Raw genomic sequence first — 17,315 nt, 5'->3', positions numbered from 1 at the left:
CGATACGCCGCTCGCTGGCGCTCGCGGCTACTCAACCAACGACCCTGGTGGCAGGGTGGGAGGCATGGACCCCAAGACGCTGCTGACCCAGGACCAGATCGCCGACGCCGGGCTCGAGGGCTGGCGGGTCGACGGGGACGCGCTCGTGGCGACGTTCGCGACCCGCAACTTCGCCACCGGCCTGCGGCTGGTCGACCGGGTGGGCGCCGAGGCCGAGACGGCTGACCACCACCCCGACATCACGCTGACCTACCCGAGCGTGACGGTGCTGTGGACCAGCCACGACTCCGGTGGGATCACCCAGCGCGACATCGACCTGGCGCGTCGTACGACGGAGCTTGCAACCGAGCTCGGCGTCGCCGCATCAGACAGGACATGAAGAAGCTCTCGATCCTCGTCGCCGGTGCCGCCGTCGCGGCGTCCTCCCTGCTCGCCCCCGCCGCCGCGCACGCCGGCGGCAACGATCCCGCCGTGGCGCAGTGCCGCAACGCCGACCTGCACGCCGGCTACCACTACGACGGCTCCGGGATGAGCCACACGTTCTGGAACCTGTCGTTGAAGAACGTGTCCGACCACGCCTGCACCACGGGCGGTTTCGGTGGGTTGTCCTTCGTCGGCCACGGCAACGGCACCCAGGTCGGTGCCGCCGCGGACCGTGTCGGCACCTGGCGCAGCTACGTGCTGCAGCCCGGCCAGCGGCTGATCAGCAAGGTCTCCCAGACCAGCACCGGACCCTACGACCGCGGCTACTGCCGGCCGGTCCACGTGGACGGCTTCCGCGTCTACGTGCCGAACTCGACGCGGTCGCAGTTCATCGCGAAGGCCGGCACCGCGTGCTCCAACACCGCGGTCCACCTGCTGAGCCACACGGCCTACCAGCGTCCCTGATCGCGTTCGGCCCGGGCGTGTGTCCCGGGCCGAACGGGGTACCGACCCGCTTTGGCCCAGACGTTCTGCTGGACAGGGAGGCGCGATGACGGGGACAGACGACCGCGAGCCGCACGTCGGGGACGCGCCGGAGCCGATGGCGCGTGGACGGTCGGAGAACCCGCCGCCCGACGGGATCGGGTACGACGGGTCCCCGGTCGAGGAGATCCTGCGCGACCGCAAGGAGCGGCTGGCGCCGGAGAGCCGGCCCGAGAACAGCGAGGTCGACAACACCGGCCGGGAGTTCGATGTCGAGAAGGCGATGTTCACCGACGAGCCGGGCTACGAGGACGCGCCGAAGAAGTTCCCGCCGGCGTCCGAGCAGGGTGCCTGAGCCGACGGCGGACGCGGCGCGGGGCGATCCGGCCGATTTGAGAGGATGGGCGGGTGACCGCCCCGAAGCCGCAGAGCACCGACGTCCTGGTCGTGGGGGCCGGTCCGGCCGGTGCCTCCGCCGCCGCGTGGGCGGCCCGCCTCGGGTTGGACGTGGTGCTCGCGGACGCGGCGGTCTACCCCCGCGACAAGACCTGCGGTGACGGCCTGACGCCGCGCGCGATCGGCGAGCTCGAACGGCTCGGCCTGCGCGACTGGGTGCGGGCGCACACCGTGAACCAGGGCCTCCGCGCCCACGGCTTCCGGCAGACGCTGCACCTGCCGTGGCCCGGTGGGAACCTGCCGGACTGGGGCAGCGCGATCCCGCGCACCGAGCTCGACGACCACCTGCGCACGACCGCGATCAAGGCGGGTGCGGTCGGCATCGACGGCGCCCGCGCGGTCGACGTACGGCTCGAGGGTGGGCGGGTCGCGACGGTGACCTTCGAGACCGGCGGACGCGGGGGAGAGCGCTTCGAGGTCGCCTGCCGGCGGCTGGTCGTCGCCGACGGCGTACGGTCACCGCTCGGGAAGCTGCTCGGGCGGGAGTGGCACCGGGACACGGTGTACGGCGTCGCCGGGCGCTCCTACGTCACCTCGACGATGGCCGACGACCCCTGGATCAGCTCGCACCTGGAGCTGCGTGGCGAGCGTGGCGAGATCCTGTCCGGCTACGGCTGGTTGTTCCCGCTCGGCGCTGCGGCGGGGGAGATGAACCTCGGTGTCGGCACGCTCGCGACCGCCAAGCGTCCCGCGGACGTCGCCATCAAGCCCCTGATGCGCCTGTACGCCGACCAGCAGCGCGCCGCCTTCGGGCTCGGCGACACCCTGCGGGCGCCCACCTCGGCGCTGCTGCCCATGGGCGGCGCGGTGTCGAACGTGGCCGGCCCCAACTGGGCGCTGATCGGTGACGCGGCGGCCTGCGTGAACCCGCTCAACGGCGAGGGGATCGACTACGGCCTGGAGACGGGGCGGGTCGTCGCGGAGACGATGGTGGAGTCGCCGGAGGCGGACCTGTCGGTGGTGTGGCCGGCGCTGCTGCGCGACCACTACGGCGAGGCCTTCTCGATCGCGCGTCGGGCGGCGGCCCTGGTGACCGTGCCACGAGTGCTGCCCGCGCTCGGCCCGCTCGGCATGCGCTCGGACTTCCTGATGACGCTGGCCCTGCGCTGGATGGGCAACCTGGTCACCGATGAGGACCGCGACCGGGCCGCGCGGGTCTGGCGCTGGGCCGGGCGACACTCCCTGGCGCGGGAGCAGCAGCCGCTGTTCGACTGACTCCGCCGGTCTGGACCAGCTCACCACTAGGGTGGATCCGGGCCCCGTCGGAACAGGAGGTGACCTGGTGCCACCACGCATGCAGCGGCTGGCGGCGTACGCCGTGATCGTGCGCGGCGACCAGATCCTGCTGTCGCGGCTGTCCGAGAAGGTGACCCGCAACGAGCTCTGGTCGCTGCCGGGTGGCGGGGTGGACCACGGCGAGGACCCGCGCGACGCGGTGGTGCGCGAGGTCTACGAGGAGTCGGGTCTGCACGCCACGGTGGGCGAGACCGCCCACGTCTTCTCCCAGCACGTCGAGGACTCCTGGCGACGCGGCAAGCGCGTCGACGCGCACTCGGTGCGCATCGTCTACGAGGGCTGGGTGCCGGCCGACTCGCCGGAGCCCCACGTCGTGGAGGTCGACGGGTCGACCGCCGAGGCGGCGTGGAAGCCGATCGCCGACGTGCTGTCCGGTGTCGTCCCGACGGTCGGCGTGGTGGGTGAGGCGCTGGCGGCGTACCGGATCGAGCGGCGGCAGCGCGCGGCGGCGTACGCCTATGTGGTGCGCGACGGCGCGCTGCTGCTCACCAAGACCTCCGACCTCGCGCCCGACCCGGGCACGTGGCACCTGCCCGGCGGCGGGATCGACCACGGCGAGTCGCCGGCGGAGACGGTGGTGCGGGAGCTCGCCGAGGAGACCGGGCTGAAGGGCGAGGCCGGGCCGCTGCTGACCGTGCTCGACCACCACTTCACCGGCACCGCCCCGAACGGGCGGCAGGAGGACTTCCACGCGATCGGCGTGATCTACCGGGCCACCGTCGAGGACGGTGAGCCGCGCGTGGTCGAGGTGGGCGGCACGACCGAGGCGGTCGCGTGGGTGCCGCTCGAGGACATCAAGGCGGACCGGCTGCCGGTCTACCGGTCGGTCAAGGACGCCATCGCCGCGGCCGGCGACTAGTCTCCGAACGTGTCAGAGACCGTCTTCACCTATGCCGCGCCGGCCCTGAAGTTCGGGCGCGGCGCCGTCCGCGAGATCGGGTACGACGTCGCGCAGCTCGTCACCGGACGGGAGCGACGTGTCCACCGGGTGCTGGTCGTGACCGACCCGGGGGTCGCCGCCGCGGGGCATGCGGAGACCGTGCGGGCGTCGTTGGCCGCGTCCGGGCTGGACGCGGTCGTGTTCGACGGCGTACGGGTGGAGCCGACGGACGCCTCGCTGGACGCGGCGATCTCCTTCGCCCGCTCCGAGGGTCCGTTCGACGGGGTCGTGGCGGTCGGCGGCGGCTCGTCGATCGACACGGCCAAGGCCGTGGCGCTGCTCGTCACCAACCCCGGCGAGCTCATGGACTACATCAACGCGCCGGTCGGGAAGGCCCAGGCGCCGGCGGTGCCGTTGCTGCCGCTGGTCGCCGTGCCGACCACGACCGGGACGGGGTCGGAGTCGACGACGATCTGTGTGCTCGACGTGCTGGCGTTGAAGGTGAAGACCGGGATCAGCCACCCGGCGCTGCGACCGAAGCTGGCCGTCGTCGACCCGGACCTGACCGCGACCCAGCCGGCGGGCGTCACGGCGGCTGCCGGGATGGACATCCTGTGCCACGCGCTGGAGAGCTACACGGCCCGGTGGTTCGGGTCGATGGACGCCAAGGAGCCGCAGCAGCGGGTGCCCTACTGCGGCGCCAACCCGATCGCGGACCTGTGGTCGGAGAGGGCGCTCGGGCTGCTGTCGGGCGCGTTCCGGCGTGCCGTGCGGCCCGGCGGTGACGAGGACGTCGCGCTCGCGCGCGAGGAGATGGCGATGGCGGCGACCTTCGCCGGCCTCGGCTTCGGCAACGCGGGCGTGCACATCCCGCACGCCAACGCCTACCCGATCGCCGGCCGGGTGCGCTCGTACGTCGCCCCCGACTACCCGGCGGCCGGCGGACCGATCGTGCCGCACGGCATGGCCGTCTCGCTGACCGCGCCCGAGGCGTTCCGCTTCACCTTCGACGCGGCGCCGGAGCGCCACCTGCGCGCCGCGCGGCTGCTGGACCCCGCCGCCACGGGCTCGGGGCCGGAGGTGCTGCCGCAGGTGCTGACCACGCTGATGCAAAACCTGGGGCTGCCCAACGGGCTGGCCGAGGTGGGGTACGGCGAGAACGACGTCGACGACCTCGTCGACGGGGCGCTCAAGCAGCAGCGGCTGCTGGCCACCGCTCCCAAGGCCGTCACCGGCGACGACCTCGCCGGGGTGATCCGGGGCTCGCTGGAGCACTGGTGACGGCTGACCTGCTCGCCGAGCTGGCGCGCGCGGGGATCGAGGCGTCCGACTCGGCGCTGACGAAGGCGCTCTACTCCTCGGACGCCTCGCTCTACCGGGTGCTGCCCGCCGCCGTCGCGCGCCCGCGGCACCGCGACGAGCTGGAGCCGATCCTCGACCTCGCGGCCGCTGCCGGGGTACCGGTCACGATGCGCGGCACGGGCACCTCCATCGCGGGCAACGCGGTCGGACCCGGACTGGTGGTCGACACCCGCCGGCTGTCGCGGGTGCTGTCGATCGACCCGGACGCCCGCACGGCCGTGGTCGAGCCGGGCGTCGTGCACGCCGCGCTGCAGGCGGCTGCGGCGCCGTACGGGCTGAGGTACGGGCCGGACCCGTCCACGCACACCCGCTGCACGATCGGCGGGATGGTCGGCAACAACGCCTGTGGGTCGCGGGCGCTCGGCTACGGGCGGACGTCGGACACGGTCGTCGACGCCGACGTGCTGTGGGGCGACCGGTCGGTCGCCGGCGCCGAGGTCGAGGCCCGGCTGGCGGCCGTGGTGGCCGGCGAGCTGGGGCACGTGCGGACCTCGTTCGGTCGGTTCTCGCGGCAGGTCAGCGGCTACTCGCTCGAGCACCTGCTGCCCGAGAAGCTGTCGATCCCCAGGTTCTACGCGGGTTCTGAGGGCACGCTCGGTGTCCTGCGGACGGTGACGGTGGCGCTGGTGCCGGAAGAGCAGCGGACGCTGCTGGTGCTCGGCTACCCGTCGATGGCGGAGGCGGCGGACGCGGTGCCGGGGTTGTTGGCTCTCGGTCGGCTCGTGGCCTGCGAGGGGCTGGACTCGCGGATCGTCGAGCTGGTGCGAGGGCGGGGCCGTGCGGTCCCGGAGCTGCCGCGAGGCTCGGGGTGGCTGTTCGTCGAGGTGGGCGGCCCGGATCGTGAGGAGCTGCTGCCGGGCCTGGTGGCCGCGTCCGGGGCGCTCGGGCACCGGGTGGTCGCCGACGCGGGTGAGGCGGCCGCGCTGTGGCGGATCCGCGAGGACGGTGCGGGGCTGGCGGCGCTGAGCCTCGCGACACCCGGCTACTCGGGTTGGGAGGACGCCGCCGTACCTCCGGCCGCGCTGGGTGCCTGGCTGCGCGACTTCGAGGCGCTGCTCGCCGAGCACGGGCTGGAGACCGTGCCCTACGGCCACTTCGGCGACGGGTGCGTGCACGCGCGGATCGACTTCGACTTCGCCGACGGGGGCCGGCGGTTCCGGGAGTTCATGGAGGCCGCGGCGGTCCGGCTCCGGGAGTACGGCGGGTCGTTGTCCGGCGAGCACGGGGACGGCCGGGCGCGCTCTGAGCTGCTCCCCCTGATGTACGACGAGCGGTCGGTCGCGCTGTTCGCCGCGATCAAGCACGCCGCCGACCCCGCCGCGCAGCTCAACCCGGGCGTGCTCGTCGACCCGGCGCCCATCGACGCGGACCTGCGGCCGACACGGCCCGTGGTCGGAGGTCTCGAGCTGCTGAGCGCCGAGGTGCACCGGTGCACCGGTGTCGGGCGGTGCGTGGCTCCGGCGACGAACGGCGTGATGTGCCCGTCGTACCTGGCCTCCGGCGAGGAGAAGGACTCCACGCGGGGGCGCGCGCGGGTGCTGCAGGAGGCGGTGACGGGCGGACTGACCGGCGGTCTCGCCGACCCGGCCGTGCACGAGGCGCTCGACCTGTGCCTGTCGTGCAAGGGCTGCGCGTCGGACTGCCCCACGGGGGTGGACATGGCGGCGTACAAGGCGCAGGTGCTGGACGAGACCTACCGCGGGCGCCGGCGGCCGCGGTCGCACTACACGCTCGGACGGCTGCCGCGGTGGGCGCGGATGACGGCGCCGGTGGCACGCCTCGCGAACGCGTCGCTGCGGGTCGGGCCGGTGGCGCGGGCCGCCAAGGCGGTGGCGGGGGTGGACCAGCGGCGGTCGTTGCCGGTGTTCGCGTCGGTCACGTTGCGGCGGTGGTCTCGCGAGGGTGGTTTCGATACCTCGCTCGCTGGCGCTCGCTCGTACTCAACCGCCGGCAGGCGGCCGGACGTGTGGGTGTGGGCGGACTCGTTCACCGACCACTTCCGGACGGCGCCGGCCCAGGCCGCGATCGCCTTCCTCGAGGCCTCCGGGGTACGGGTCCGGGTCATCGATGAGGACGCGTGCTGCGGCCTGACCTGGACGACGACCGGGCAGCTGGACGCCGCCCAGGCGATCCGGGAGCGGGCCGTCGCCGTGCTGGGGAGGTACGCCGACCGCCCGATCCTCGGCCTCGAGCCGTCCTGCCTCGCGGAGCTGCGCGAGCACGAGGTGCCCGGGCTCGTGACCTTCGCCGAGCTCGTCACCCGGCTCGACCTGCCGCTGCCGGACCTGACCGGCACGACCGTGGTCGCGCAGCCGCACTGCCACCACCACGCCGTGCTGGGCTGGGACGCCGACCTCGCGCTGCTGCGGCGGGCCGGTGCGTCGGTGACGGTGGTGCCGGGCTGCTGCGGGCTCGCCGGCAACTTCGGCGTCGAGCGCGGGCACTACCAGACCTCGATCGCGGTCGCCGAGACCCATCTGCTGCCGGCGGTGCGGACCGCGCTGGCCGCGGACGCCACGACCGTCGTCCTCGCAGACGGGATGTCCTGCGCGCTCCAGCTGGACGACCTGGCAGCGGTGCGGTCGATGCACCTCGCGGAGCTGCTCGCAACTAGGCTGACCGGGTGAACCCGCGCCACCGCCGACTCGTCATCCCGGTCGCACTGGTGGCGCTGCTGCTGATCGTGCTGATCGCGGCGCTGCAGCACCGATGAGCGCGCCGGCCGACGCGATCGTCGAGGTCCGCACGGCGGTCCTCGACGACGAGCACCTGGTGCGTGCGATCGTCTCCGGTCGCCGCCGCGGCATGCCGGCGCCCGACCACCGTCGCGTCGAGCTGCGCTGGGTGGACCTGAAGGCCGGTCGCCACCTCCAGGTCGTGCGGTACGACGCCACCCAGGCCCACACCGCCAACTTCGCCGCCGGGCCGGCGGCCGCCGAGGCCGTGGACGGGCTGCTCGCGGAGCCGTTCGGCAACTGGCACGTCGAGACCACGGCAGCGACCCTGCAGCTGAGGTACACCAAGAAGGGCGAGCCGATGCTGGCCCGCTCTGGTGCGACCGTGGGCGCGGTGGTCGACCGCGGCCACGACCGGGACAAGGAGCGGCTGCTCGCCGACGACGACCCGGTCTTCGCCGCGCTCGGGCTGGCCGGACGCGACGGGCGGATCAAGCCGTCGCGGCAGGCGAAGTACCGCCAGGTCGAGGAGTTCCTGCGCCTGCTCGACGTCGCGCTCAAGGACGCGATCGCCGCCGGGGTGGTCCGTCGGCCGACGGCCGAGCGCCCGCTGCGGATCGTCGACCTGGGCTGCGGCAACGGCTACCTGACCTTCGCCGCCCAGCGGTACCTGGCCGACGTCCGCGGGCTGCCGGTCCGGCTGATCGGCGTCGACGTGAAGCAGCAGTCGCGCGACCACAACAGCCGCGTCGCGGCCGAGCTCGGCATGGACGCCGAGTTCGTCGTCGGCACCATCGGCGAGGCCGAGGTCTCGACCGGCTCGACCACCGAGGGGAATCCCGACGTGGTGCTCGCGCTGCACGCCTGCGACACCGCCACCGACGAGGCGCTCGCCCGCGCCGTCGGGTGGGACGCCCCGCTCGTCCTGGCCGCGCCCTGCTGCCACCACGACATCGCGGCCCAGCTGCGGCGCGCGACGCCGCCGCCGGCGTACTCCTCCCTGGTGCGGTACGGCATCCTCCGCGAGCGCTTCGCGGACACGCTCACCGACGCGCTGCGCGCGCTGCTGCTGCGCTCGCGCGGCTACCGGGTGGAGGTCGTGCAGTTCGTCGAGTCGCAGCACACGCCGCGCAACACGATGCTGCGTGCGGTCCGCGGCAAGGCCGACCCCACCGCACTGCAGGAGTACGCCGACCTGACGGCCGCCTGGGGCATCCGCCCGAAGCTCGGCGAGCTCCTCGAGGTCGACGCCTGATGCGGTGGCGCGAACGGGTCGCGGCCGGGCTCGTCGTCGCGCCGTTCCTCGTCGGGGCCTGCGTCGGCGCGTCGGACGCGGGGCCGGCCGGGGGCACGGAGGTCTGCAGCTTCCAGGACCCGGCGATCACCGAGTCGAGCGGGCTGGTGCGCACCGGCGGGCTGCTCGTGACGATGAAAGACTCCGGCGACTCCGCGCGGGTGTTCGCGGTCGACCCCCGCACCTGCGCGACGGTGGGCGTGACGCACTGGGACGCCGACGCCGTCGATGACGAGTCGCTCGCGCCCGCGGGACCCGGTTACGTCTGGGTGGGCGACACCGGCGACAACCTCAGCACCCGCTCGTCGATCACCGTGGCCAAGGTGCCGGTGGGCCGCGGGGACCGGACCGTGCCGGGCGAGGTCCACGAGCTCGTCTACCCCGACGGTCCGCACGACGCGGAGACGCTGCTGCGCAACCCGGTCACGGGCCAGCTGTTCGTGGTGTCGAAGGAGTTCATCGGGCGCATCTACGCGGCCCCGCGGCACCTGCGCGCCGGCGTGAACCGGCTGACGGCCGGGCGGACGGTGCTCGGCATCGCCACCGACGGCGCGTTCTTCCCCGACGGCAAGCACGTGATCCTGCGCAACTACGGCCAGGCCGTGATCTACACCTGGCCGGCCCTCACCGAGGTCGCCCGGATCGACCTGCCGCGGCAGCGGCAGGGGGAGGGTGTCGCGGTGGCGCCGGACGGGCGGATCTACCTGTCCTCCGAGGGGGTGCACGCGCCGGTGCTGGAGCTGCACCTGTCGTCGCAGGTGCGGCAGGCGCTGGCGGCCCGGCCCGGCCGGTGCTGCCTGGGTTCCCAGACGCCCGCAGGCGACCCGACCCCGTGGTGGCCCTGGGTGGCCGGTGGGGTCGTGGCCGCCGCGGCGGTCGTCGGGATCGGCGTACGCATCCGCCGGTGAGCCCCGCTCAGCAGCCTGAGCTCCGGCCCGCCCGCCACACCAGCGTGAGCGCGGTGCCGGTGTGCGTCGGGACCCAGTGCCCGGTCGTGCTGCCGGAGGTGCGGACGCAGGACGGGGCGGCCGTCAGCGAGCCGGCCCGTACGACGGTGACCCGCGCGCCGACCGACGGGTGGTAGCCGGACAGGTTGCGCGGCCGCACCGAGCCCTGGACCCGGGTGCTACCGGTGACCGCGAGGACGTCGTGGCCGTGCGCCGACAGGTCGAGGGCGAGGATCCCGCTGCTGCCCTGCTGGTAGGTCCCGGTGACGTGCAGCGTCCCGGTCGCGCCACCGGCCGGCCGCACCGTGCCGGCGGTGTTGGTGAGGGTGCCGCTGAGGGTGCCGGTGCCGTCGAGCGAGCCCCCCGTCATCGTGAGCAGCGCGCTGAGCGTCCCGCTGCTGAGGCTCACCGTGCCGGTGCTGGCGAGCACCCCGTTGCCGCGCAGGACGTGCCCGGTCGAGCCGGCCGCGACGGTCAGGTGCCCGGTGTTGCGGACCTGCCCGTTGTCGAGCTCGGTGAGGTCGGCGAGCGTGGTGGTGCCGGCGAGGGTCAGCGTGGACTGGCCGACGTCGATCAGGTCGTGGTGGGTCGCGGTGCCCGCGGCGAGCGAGAGCGGGGCCCTGACGACGACGTTGCTCGGCACCGATCCGCCGCCGACGTTGGCGACGTACTTGGGGTCCGGGCCGCTGACCCGCACTCCGCCGGCGGTCGCGAGGGTGAGGGTGCCGGAGAGGCTGCCGCCGGTCCACGTCGTGCGGCCGGCGCCGGTCAGCGTCGCGGCGCCGTCGAGCGAGCCGGTGGGTACGACGGCGACGGTCGTCGCCGCGCCGACGGTCGAGGTGCCGCTGACGGCGGTGGGCGCGTCGACCTGCAGCGTGCCGCCGCCGGTGACGGTCGTGGCGTTCAGGGACGACGGCGCGAGGTCCAGCTGCAGCACCCGACCGGAGGCGATCGTCGTGGAGCCGCCGGTGGCCTGGTAGGCGACGCCGGAGAGGACGGCCGGGTCGGTCGTCGTACCGGATCCGACCACGACGTGACCACCGGCGTTGACGACCTTGTTCGGGTTGACGCAGCAGCCGAGGGTCGCGACGACGGTGCCGGGGTCGAGGTCGAGCTCGCCGTCGCTCGCGTTGACGAACCTGGCGCCGAAGCCGGTCAGCACGCCGGCGCCCTGGCTGAACGTGGTGGTGCCGTGGTTCGTCAGCGTCGCGGGGACGTGGCCGGAGAGGCCGTCGTCGCCGGACAGGAAGCGCTTGCCGTTGCCCGGTACGGCGCCGACCGCGCGCAGCGTCGTGCCGTGGTCGACGGTCAGGTTGCCCTCGATCGTGCCGCCGGCCCAGTCCAGGACGCCGGGGCCGGTGACCGTCGCCGTACCACCCAGCTCGGCGCCGGACAGCCCGTCCCCGAGCTGGAGCCGGAAGCCCGCGCCGAGGTGCTGGGTGCCGGTGAGCGCGAGCTTGGCGCCGTTGACGACCCGCCACGCACCACCACCCGTGTACGACGCCCCGCCGGCGGCCGTCGCCGGCGCTCCGACGTCCACCAGGTCGGCCCCCGCGGCCGTGCTGAGCGTGCCGTTCTGGTCGATCGCGACCGCGCGGACGGTGAGGTCGCCGCCACTGACCTGGATCGTGCCGTCGTTGACGATCCGTGCCGGGTTCAGGCAGCACGAGAGGAACTGCACCGCGTTGCCGCCGACCGAGCTGAGCGTGCCGCCGGCGAGGACGTGCAGCTGCTCGGGGTTGACGATGCGCAGGCCGCCCTGGTTCGAGGCGCCCGAGTCCACGACGCCGCTCAGGGTGAGCGTGCCGCCGACGCTGAGGTTCGCGGAGAGCACGTTGAGGTGCGCGTTGCTGCCCGAGACCGTGCCGGTGCCCAGCAGGGTGGTGTCGGCCTGCAGCGTGCCGCCGTTCCAGGTGAACGTGCCGGTCACGGTGAGCGGGCCGCCGACGAGCGTGCTGCTGCAGCCGGTGGCGGACAGGCTGAGGTTCGCCAGGGTCAGCGCCGGTACGCCGTCGACGTGCGCGGTGCAGTGGGTCGCGTCGGGCGCGTCGATCGCGACCGAGTCACCCGTGCCCGGCACCCCGGACGGGCTCCAGTTCTTCGGGTCGGTCCACGAGTGGTTGTCGCCGCCGCTGCTCTGCGCGCTGCCGATCCAGCTGTACGACGTGCCGGCGGCGTACGCCGGGAGGGCGGTGAGGGCGGTCGTGCCGCACAGGGTGACCGCGGCGACGAGCGCCGCGCGGAGGACGGATGTGCGCATGGGAACCTCGGGAAGGCCGTGCCGATGGGATGGCTCCGACGCTAGGAAGCGGGCGCCGGCGCGACATCCCTCAGTTGCGCCAACCCTGTGTTTCCCCTCAGGGGCGCAGGGCCGGGATCCCGAGCTCGGCCGCCCGGCGGACGGCCGCGGGGGTGGTCGTGACGCCGAGGGCTCGGCGGGCGGTGGCGAGCCGGCGGTCGGCGGTACGCCGAGACAGGTGCAGGGCCTGTGCCGCCTCGCCGAGCGAGCAGCCCGCCAGGAGCGCGCCGAGCAGCTCGCGCTCGGTCGCGGACAGGGTCGGCTCGGCCGGTGGGGCGATCAGGTGCTCGACCTCGCCGATCCGGCGCAGGTCGTCGCAGAGCCGGTCGATCACCTCGCGCGGGGCGTCGGCGAGCACCACCACCGGCGTACCGCCGACCGCCGCGAGGACGGCGTCGGCGGCGGTGGCCAGGTCGGTGACGCGGCGTACCTCTCCGCCCAGGCGCGCGGCCCAGCCGGTCGCCACCGACGCGTCGGCCTCCTCGATCACCGCGCAGCGCATGTTCAGCCCACCGCCATCGCCGCGGCCTGGGTGCGGTTGCTCGCGCCGAGCTTCATCGACGCCGACGCGACCTGGGAGACGACCGTGTGCCGCGAGACGCCCAGCCGGGCGGCGATCTCGGCGTTCGTGAGCCCGTCCGCCACCAGCCTCAGCACCTCCTGCTCGCGGGCGGAGAGCAGGGCCGCGCACTCGTGCGCCCGCGGCGCGCTGCGACGTACGCCGGCGGCGCGCAACGAGCGGTGGACTCGACCCAGCAGCGGCAGCATGCCGGCCGCGACCACCTGCTCCTCGGCCGCCACCAGGCGCTCGACGGCGTCGGCGTGCCCGGCCCGGCGCGCGGCCTCGCCCGCCGCCGCGCGGCAGCGCAGCTCACCGCGCCGGTGGTAGCCGGCCCAGGTGCGGGTCGCGGTGTCGAAGGAGTCGACCGCGTCGTCGTACCGCCTCTCCGCGAGTGCGACCACCCCCGCGACCTCGTGCACGACCGCACCCAGCATGCCGGGGTAGTCCGTGGTCACGGGCGGGCCGGGGTGGCGGTCGAGGTCGAGCAGCGCCCACGCGCGCGAGCAGTGCGCGAAGGCGTTGTTGAGGTCGCCGGCAGGTCCCTGCAGCATCTGCTCCGAGAGCTCCAGGGCGAGCGCGGGCCGGCCGCCCCACAGCGCCGCCTGGCAGCGCACCCAGCGCGCGCCGCGCTCCCACCACTGGTCGCCCGGCCGGGTCGGGGCGGCGTCGAGGCGACGCAGGGCCTCGTCGATCCGGCCGAGGTCGATCAGCGCCAGGCACTGCTGCTCGACGAGGGCGTCACGGCTGCGCTCCTCGAGCGGCAGGGCGAGCAGCTCGTCGGCCGCGGCGAGCACGGCCGGGTAGTCGCCGGCGTGGAAGTCCAGGTTGCTGCGCGCGATCCGGAAGCTGCGCTCCCACACGCCGAGGCCGAGGGTGCGCGTGCGGTCGACGTACGCCGCCGCGAGCTCGCGGGCCACCGCCGGGTCGCCCATCGACTCGTGCAGCGCGACCAGGTTGTTGGCGGCCGGCAGCTCGACGCTGACGTCGCCCGCGTCGCGGGCCGCGGCGAGCGCCTCGGCCAGCTCGGCGGCGCCCTCGTCGGGGCGCTCGGCGATGTAGAGGGCCGTGCCGTGCAGGTACAGCGCGCGGGGCACGTCGACGCCAGCGGCGCGTGCGTCGACCAGCGCCGCCGCGGTCTGCCGCAGAGCCTCCTCCGCGTCGCTCTCGACGAACAGCGGGATCCGGCAGGCCTCGATGCGCAGCTCGAGCTCGGCCTCGGTGCCGGGGGTGACCTCGGCGAGGCCCTGTGAGATCGCGGTCCGCAGCCCGTCGGCGTCACCGGCCCGCCACGCGGCCCGGGCCCGCAGCAGCGCGGCCCGGGCGCGTACGTCGGGCGGTCCGCTCGCCAGCTCGGCCAGGACCGCCTGCAGGGCCGGCCAGTCGTGGACCTCCTCCAGCGCCGCGGCGGCCTGCAGCCGCAGGGCGTGGGCGTCGGGGCCGCTCGCGCACGACGCCGCCACGGCGAGGTGGCTGGCCCGCTCGCCGGGGCGGGTTGCCTCCGCGGCGGCACGCACCGCGGCGTCGTACGCCGACGCGGTCTCGCCGGCCCACCTGTGGTGGCGCGCGGCGTCGCCCGGGTCGTCGGTGAGGCGCGCGAGCGTGGAGTGCAGGGCACGTCGTCGCTCGTCCGCGAGCTCGTCGACGGCGACCTCGCCGAGCAGCGCGTGCCGTACCTGGAGCTGGCCGTCCGGCGTCGTGACGGCGAGGTCGGCGGCGAGCAGGGCCTTGGCGCCGAGCGGGTCGAAGGCGTCGGCGGGCAGCGGCCGCCCGGCGAGGGCCAGCAGCCCGAACGTCTCGCGGGCGACCTCGTCGAGTGCCCGCAACCGCGCTCCGATCGCGAGCCGCAGGGACGGGGAGGCCTCGCCCGTGGCAGCCAGTTCGCGCAGCAGCAGCGGGTTGCCACCGGTCCGCTCGGTGAGCCGGGCGATCGTGGCGGCGCCCAGGTCGGGATGCACGTCGAGGGCCACCGCGGCCGCGTCGTCCGGGGTCAGGCCGCCCAGCTCGACGACCTCGAAGCCGGCTCCCGCGAGCCGCTCGAGCACGCCATCCGTGCCGGGGTCCCCGGACCGCACACCGGCGAGCATCGCCACGCGACCGGCCAGGAGCTCGACCACCTCGACGGTCGCGGCGGCGGCCCACTGCAGGTCGTCGAGCAGCAGGACGCCGTCACCGACGGTCGCCTCGACGTCGAGCGCCACCGCGGTCGGGTCGCCGCCGACGAGCGGGCTCCCGAGCGCCCGCTCGAGGGGCAGGTACTCCATCCAGGACAGCGTCGAGAGCGCGCCGCCCTCGCGGACCGGGCGGCCGGTCCTCTCGGCCGCGGCCCGCAGCAACGTCGTCTTGCCGATGCCCGCCTCACCGACGACTGCGACGGGGTGGTCCCGGGACAGCGCCTCGTGGAGGCGGTGCAGCTCGGTGGTCCGTCCCACCAGCACGGCGCGATCATGTCACGCGCCGTGCCGTGGCGTGGGTGGTTCGGTGGAGATCAGTCCTGACCGGCCACGAGGCCGTCCACGACCACCGGGCGGCCCGAGCTGAGCACCCGGACCGAGACGGCCGCCGAGCGGGATGCGAAGCGGGGCAGGAGCTTGACGACGCGGTTGTGCGTGCCGCTCGAGGCCAGGCTGACGCGGCCGACCAGCCGCCCTGCGACGTACACGCCGAGGGTGCCGCAGGAGGGGCAGGTGGTGGCGACGACGCCGACCCGGTCGACGGCGACGGCGCCGTGGGAGAGCGTGGCTCCGCGGGTGGTCGTGCTGGTCGCCGTACCGAGGAAGTAGCCGCCACCGGTGATCCTGCGCCACCCGCGGGACGCGCTGAGGGAGCGGTCGTCGAACGGGACCGCGGTGCAGCGCGTCGGGGACGTGGCGGTGTTGGACGCGGCGTCGGTGGCCACGACCCGGAAGCAGGTCGTGCGGCCGGGAGTGAGCCCGGTGACGGTCGCCGACGTGGTGCCCGGTCCTGCGGCCGCCCCGAGGTTCGCCCAGGCGCCACCCGTGCTCGCCTGCAGCTGGTACGACGCCACGCCGGTCCCGGCGTCGCTGCCCTGCCAGCGCACGACCGTCGAGGTGGCGACCGTCGCGGGGTTGGTCGGAGCGGTCACCGTGACCGAGGGCGGGGTGGTGTCGGCGGGCGGGTCGATGGGTGCGGGGCTCCAGAACGCGTCGTCGGCGCCGGCGACGAGCAGCGTCGCCGCGCAGGTCTGGGTGTCGAGGACGTACACGCCCTGGCCGGCCTTGCTGATCCCGCCGCCGCTGTCGGTGTCCTCGAAGGTCGCGTGCGAGCCGTCGGGGGACAGGCTCGGGTCGTACAGGCCGTCGGAGGTGTCGACCGGGCTCGCGTGCTCGCAGCGGTACGCCGGCGTGCCGGTCACGCTGCTCGCCGTCCACACGCGGACCACGTTGGAGGACGCGGACTCGGAGAGCCCGATCGTCGTGACGATCCCGTTGCGGTACGCGGGCTGCAGGTAGGCCGTGTCGATGTAGCTGGACGGACCGAACCAGGCCGTGCCGGACAGGTTCGGCAGCGAGGCGCGGTAGGCCTCGACCGAGCCGAAGTCGCCGCGGTCGACGAGCAGCGTCGAGCTGCCCGCCCACTGGCCGACGTCGAGCGACTCGTTCATGGTCGCGGTCCCGCTGCCGTCGTCGACGGGCACGGGGTTGCTGCCGTCGATGTTCACCACGGTCGTGCGGTAGGCGGTGTCGACGTAGCAGCCGCCGAACCCGTACACCTCGATCAGCGCGGTGATCGTGTAGGCGATGTGCCTGCCGTCGGGGGAGACGTGGGCGTTGGCGATGCCCTGGGGCGCGTTGGCGGGCATGCCGCAGAGGCTGCCGCCGTTGTAGGCGTACTGCGGCGGGTTGATCTTGCGGACCACGTGGCCGTAGGCGTTGAGCACCCACAGGAAGCCGCGCAGGTAGTGCTGGCCGTCGCTCGCGTTGACCTTGTCCTGGTTGCGCGCGACCACGACGACCGAGCCGTCGTCGGACTCGCTGGGGTAGAGGTAGCCGGTGCTGCCTGTGCCGTCGGCGGCCGGCGTCGAGCCGTCGGTGGTGAGCCGGCGGGTGCTCGTGCCGTTGGTGGCGTAGACGTCGTCGCCGAGGTGGTAGAGCACGGTGCCGTCGAGGGCGGTGGTCGCGGAGGCGGAGGCCGCCGTGACCGTCGTACCGGCGAGGGCGAGGAGGGGAGCGAGCACGGGGCTGAGCAGGAGCGGGAGGTGGTGGCGCACACGCATGAGGGACTCCGGGAGGGTCGGGAGGGAGGGTGCTTCGAGGCTCGCAGCGGGCGCGGCGGCGTACATCCCGAAGTTGCGCCACGTTCGGTTGGGTACTGGCGTCGCGTGCCGGGTCGTCTTCGTCGTACGTCGCCGCAGCAGCCGGGGTGGACCCGCCGTCGCTGCGGCGCTGGGTTCGTGTTCCTCGACGAGGAGGGCTCGCGGCTCTCGGGCGAGGACGCCGAGCGGTGCCGGTCGCTCGTGATCCCGCCCGCCTGGCGCGAGGTCTGGATCTGCCCGCACCCCAACGGCCACCTGCAGGCCGTCGGCGTCGACGACGCGGGTCGGCGCCAGTACCTCTACCACCCGCGCTGGGTCGAGCAGCGGTCCGCGGAGAAGCACGAACGCGTCGTGCGCTTCGGCCG

The 17,315-nt window shown here is 74.6% G+C and carries 13 protein-coding genes and 1 pseudogene; 10 read left to right on the top strand and 4 right to left on the bottom strand.

Translation table 11 applies throughout. The annotated features are described in order from the left end of the window. Window positions 1–64: 64 nt before the first annotated feature. From ACYVAQ_RS12935 to ACYVAQ_RS12895, 9 genes are all read left to right on the top strand, one after another. Window positions 65–379, top strand: coding sequence for a 4a-hydroxytetrahydrobiopterin dehydratase (locus tag ACYVAQ_RS12935; RefSeq protein ID WP_460790117.1), 315 nt, complete (start codon window positions 65–67; stop codon window positions 377–379). Further along, entirely contained in the window at window positions 376–888 is a 513-nt protein-coding gene (locus ACYVAQ_RS12930; RefSeq protein WP_460790115.1) for a DUF4232 domain-containing protein, read from the top strand. The genes ACYVAQ_RS12935 and ACYVAQ_RS12930 overlap by 4 nt, the downstream gene beginning before the upstream one ends. Before the next feature lie 85 nt (window positions 889–973). Further along, a complete protein-coding gene (locus ACYVAQ_RS12925; protein WP_460790113.1) occupies window positions 974–1,261 on the top strand; it encodes a hypothetical protein in 288 nt (95 codons plus the stop codon). Between the two features lie 53 nt (window positions 1,262–1,314). After that, window positions 1,315–2,577 (top strand): geranylgeranyl reductase family protein, encoded by a 1,263-nt coding sequence (locus ACYVAQ_RS12920; protein WP_460790111.1) that lies wholly within the window; start codon window positions 1,315–1,317, stop codon window positions 2,575–2,577. 67 nt (window positions 2,578–2,644) lie between these two features. Then, window positions 2,645–3,517: an NUDIX domain-containing protein gene (locus ACYVAQ_RS12915; protein ID WP_460790110.1), complete on the top strand. Its 873-nt coding sequence runs from the start codon at window positions 2,645–2,647 to the stop codon at window positions 3,515–3,517. Window positions 3,518–3,526: 9 nt separating this feature from the next. Further along, the gene (locus ACYVAQ_RS12910) at window positions 3,527–4,819 is read left to right on the top strand and encodes a hydroxyacid-oxoacid transhydrogenase (protein WP_460790108.1); all 1,293 of its coding nucleotides are present in this window, start codon (window positions 3,527–3,529) and stop codon (window positions 4,817–4,819) included. Next, entirely contained in the window at window positions 4,816–7,527 is a 2,712-nt protein-coding gene (locus tag ACYVAQ_RS12905; protein WP_460790105.1) for an FAD-binding and (Fe-S)-binding domain-containing protein, read from the top strand. Before ACYVAQ_RS12910 ends, ACYVAQ_RS12905 begins: the two co-directional genes overlap by 4 nt. A gap of 82 nt (window positions 7,528–7,609) precedes the next feature. Further along, window positions 7,610–8,830, top strand: a complete 1,221-nt coding sequence (locus tag ACYVAQ_RS12900; protein ID WP_460790103.1) for a class I SAM-dependent methyltransferase — start codon at window positions 7,610–7,612, stop codon at window positions 8,828–8,830. Further along, complete coding sequence (locus ACYVAQ_RS12895; protein WP_460790102.1) at window positions 8,830–9,777, top strand: hypothetical protein; 948 nt, start codon at window positions 8,830–8,832, stop codon at window positions 9,775–9,777. Before ACYVAQ_RS12900 ends, ACYVAQ_RS12895 begins: the two co-directional genes overlap by 1 nt. Before the next feature lie 7 nt (window positions 9,778–9,784). Here ACYVAQ_RS12895 and ACYVAQ_RS12890 read toward each other — a convergent pair whose 3' ends face one another. The 4 genes from ACYVAQ_RS12890 to ACYVAQ_RS12875 form a co-directional block, all read right to left on the bottom strand. Beyond that, window positions 9,785–12,076 (bottom strand): beta strand repeat-containing protein, encoded by a 2,292-nt coding sequence (locus tag ACYVAQ_RS12890; protein WP_460790099.1) that lies wholly within the window; start codon window positions 12,074–12,076, stop codon window positions 9,785–9,787. A 97-nt stretch (window positions 12,077–12,173) separates the two neighbouring features. Beyond that, entirely contained in the window at window positions 12,174–12,617 is a 444-nt protein-coding gene (locus ACYVAQ_RS12885) for a helix-turn-helix transcriptional regulator (RefSeq protein ID WP_460790097.1), read from the bottom strand. Window positions 12,618–12,619: 2 nt separating this feature from the next. Beyond that, entirely contained in the window at window positions 12,620–15,112 is a 2,493-nt protein-coding gene (locus ACYVAQ_RS12880; protein ID WP_460790095.1) for a helix-turn-helix transcriptional regulator, read from the bottom strand. Window positions 15,113–15,162: 50 nt separating this feature from the next. Beyond that, on the bottom strand, window positions 15,163–16,911 hold the full coding sequence (locus ACYVAQ_RS12875) for a fibronectin type III domain-containing protein (protein ID WP_460790092.1): 1,749 nt from the start codon (window positions 16,909–16,911) through the stop codon (window positions 15,163–15,165). Here ACYVAQ_RS12875 and ACYVAQ_RS12870 point away from each other — a divergent pair. Further along, window positions 16,894–17,166, top strand: a pseudogene (locus tag ACYVAQ_RS12870) (hypothetical protein); the annotation flags it as partial. The gene ACYVAQ_RS12875 and the pseudogene ACYVAQ_RS12870 sit on opposite strands and share 18 nt — an antisense overlap. Between the last annotated feature and the right edge of the window lie 149 nt (window positions 17,167–17,315).

The sequence above is a fragment of the Nocardioides maradonensis genome, from assembly GCF_054777115.1.
The sequence above is the reverse complement of the archived record's forward strand: the minus strand, read 5'-3'. Positions and strand labels throughout refer to the sequence as shown.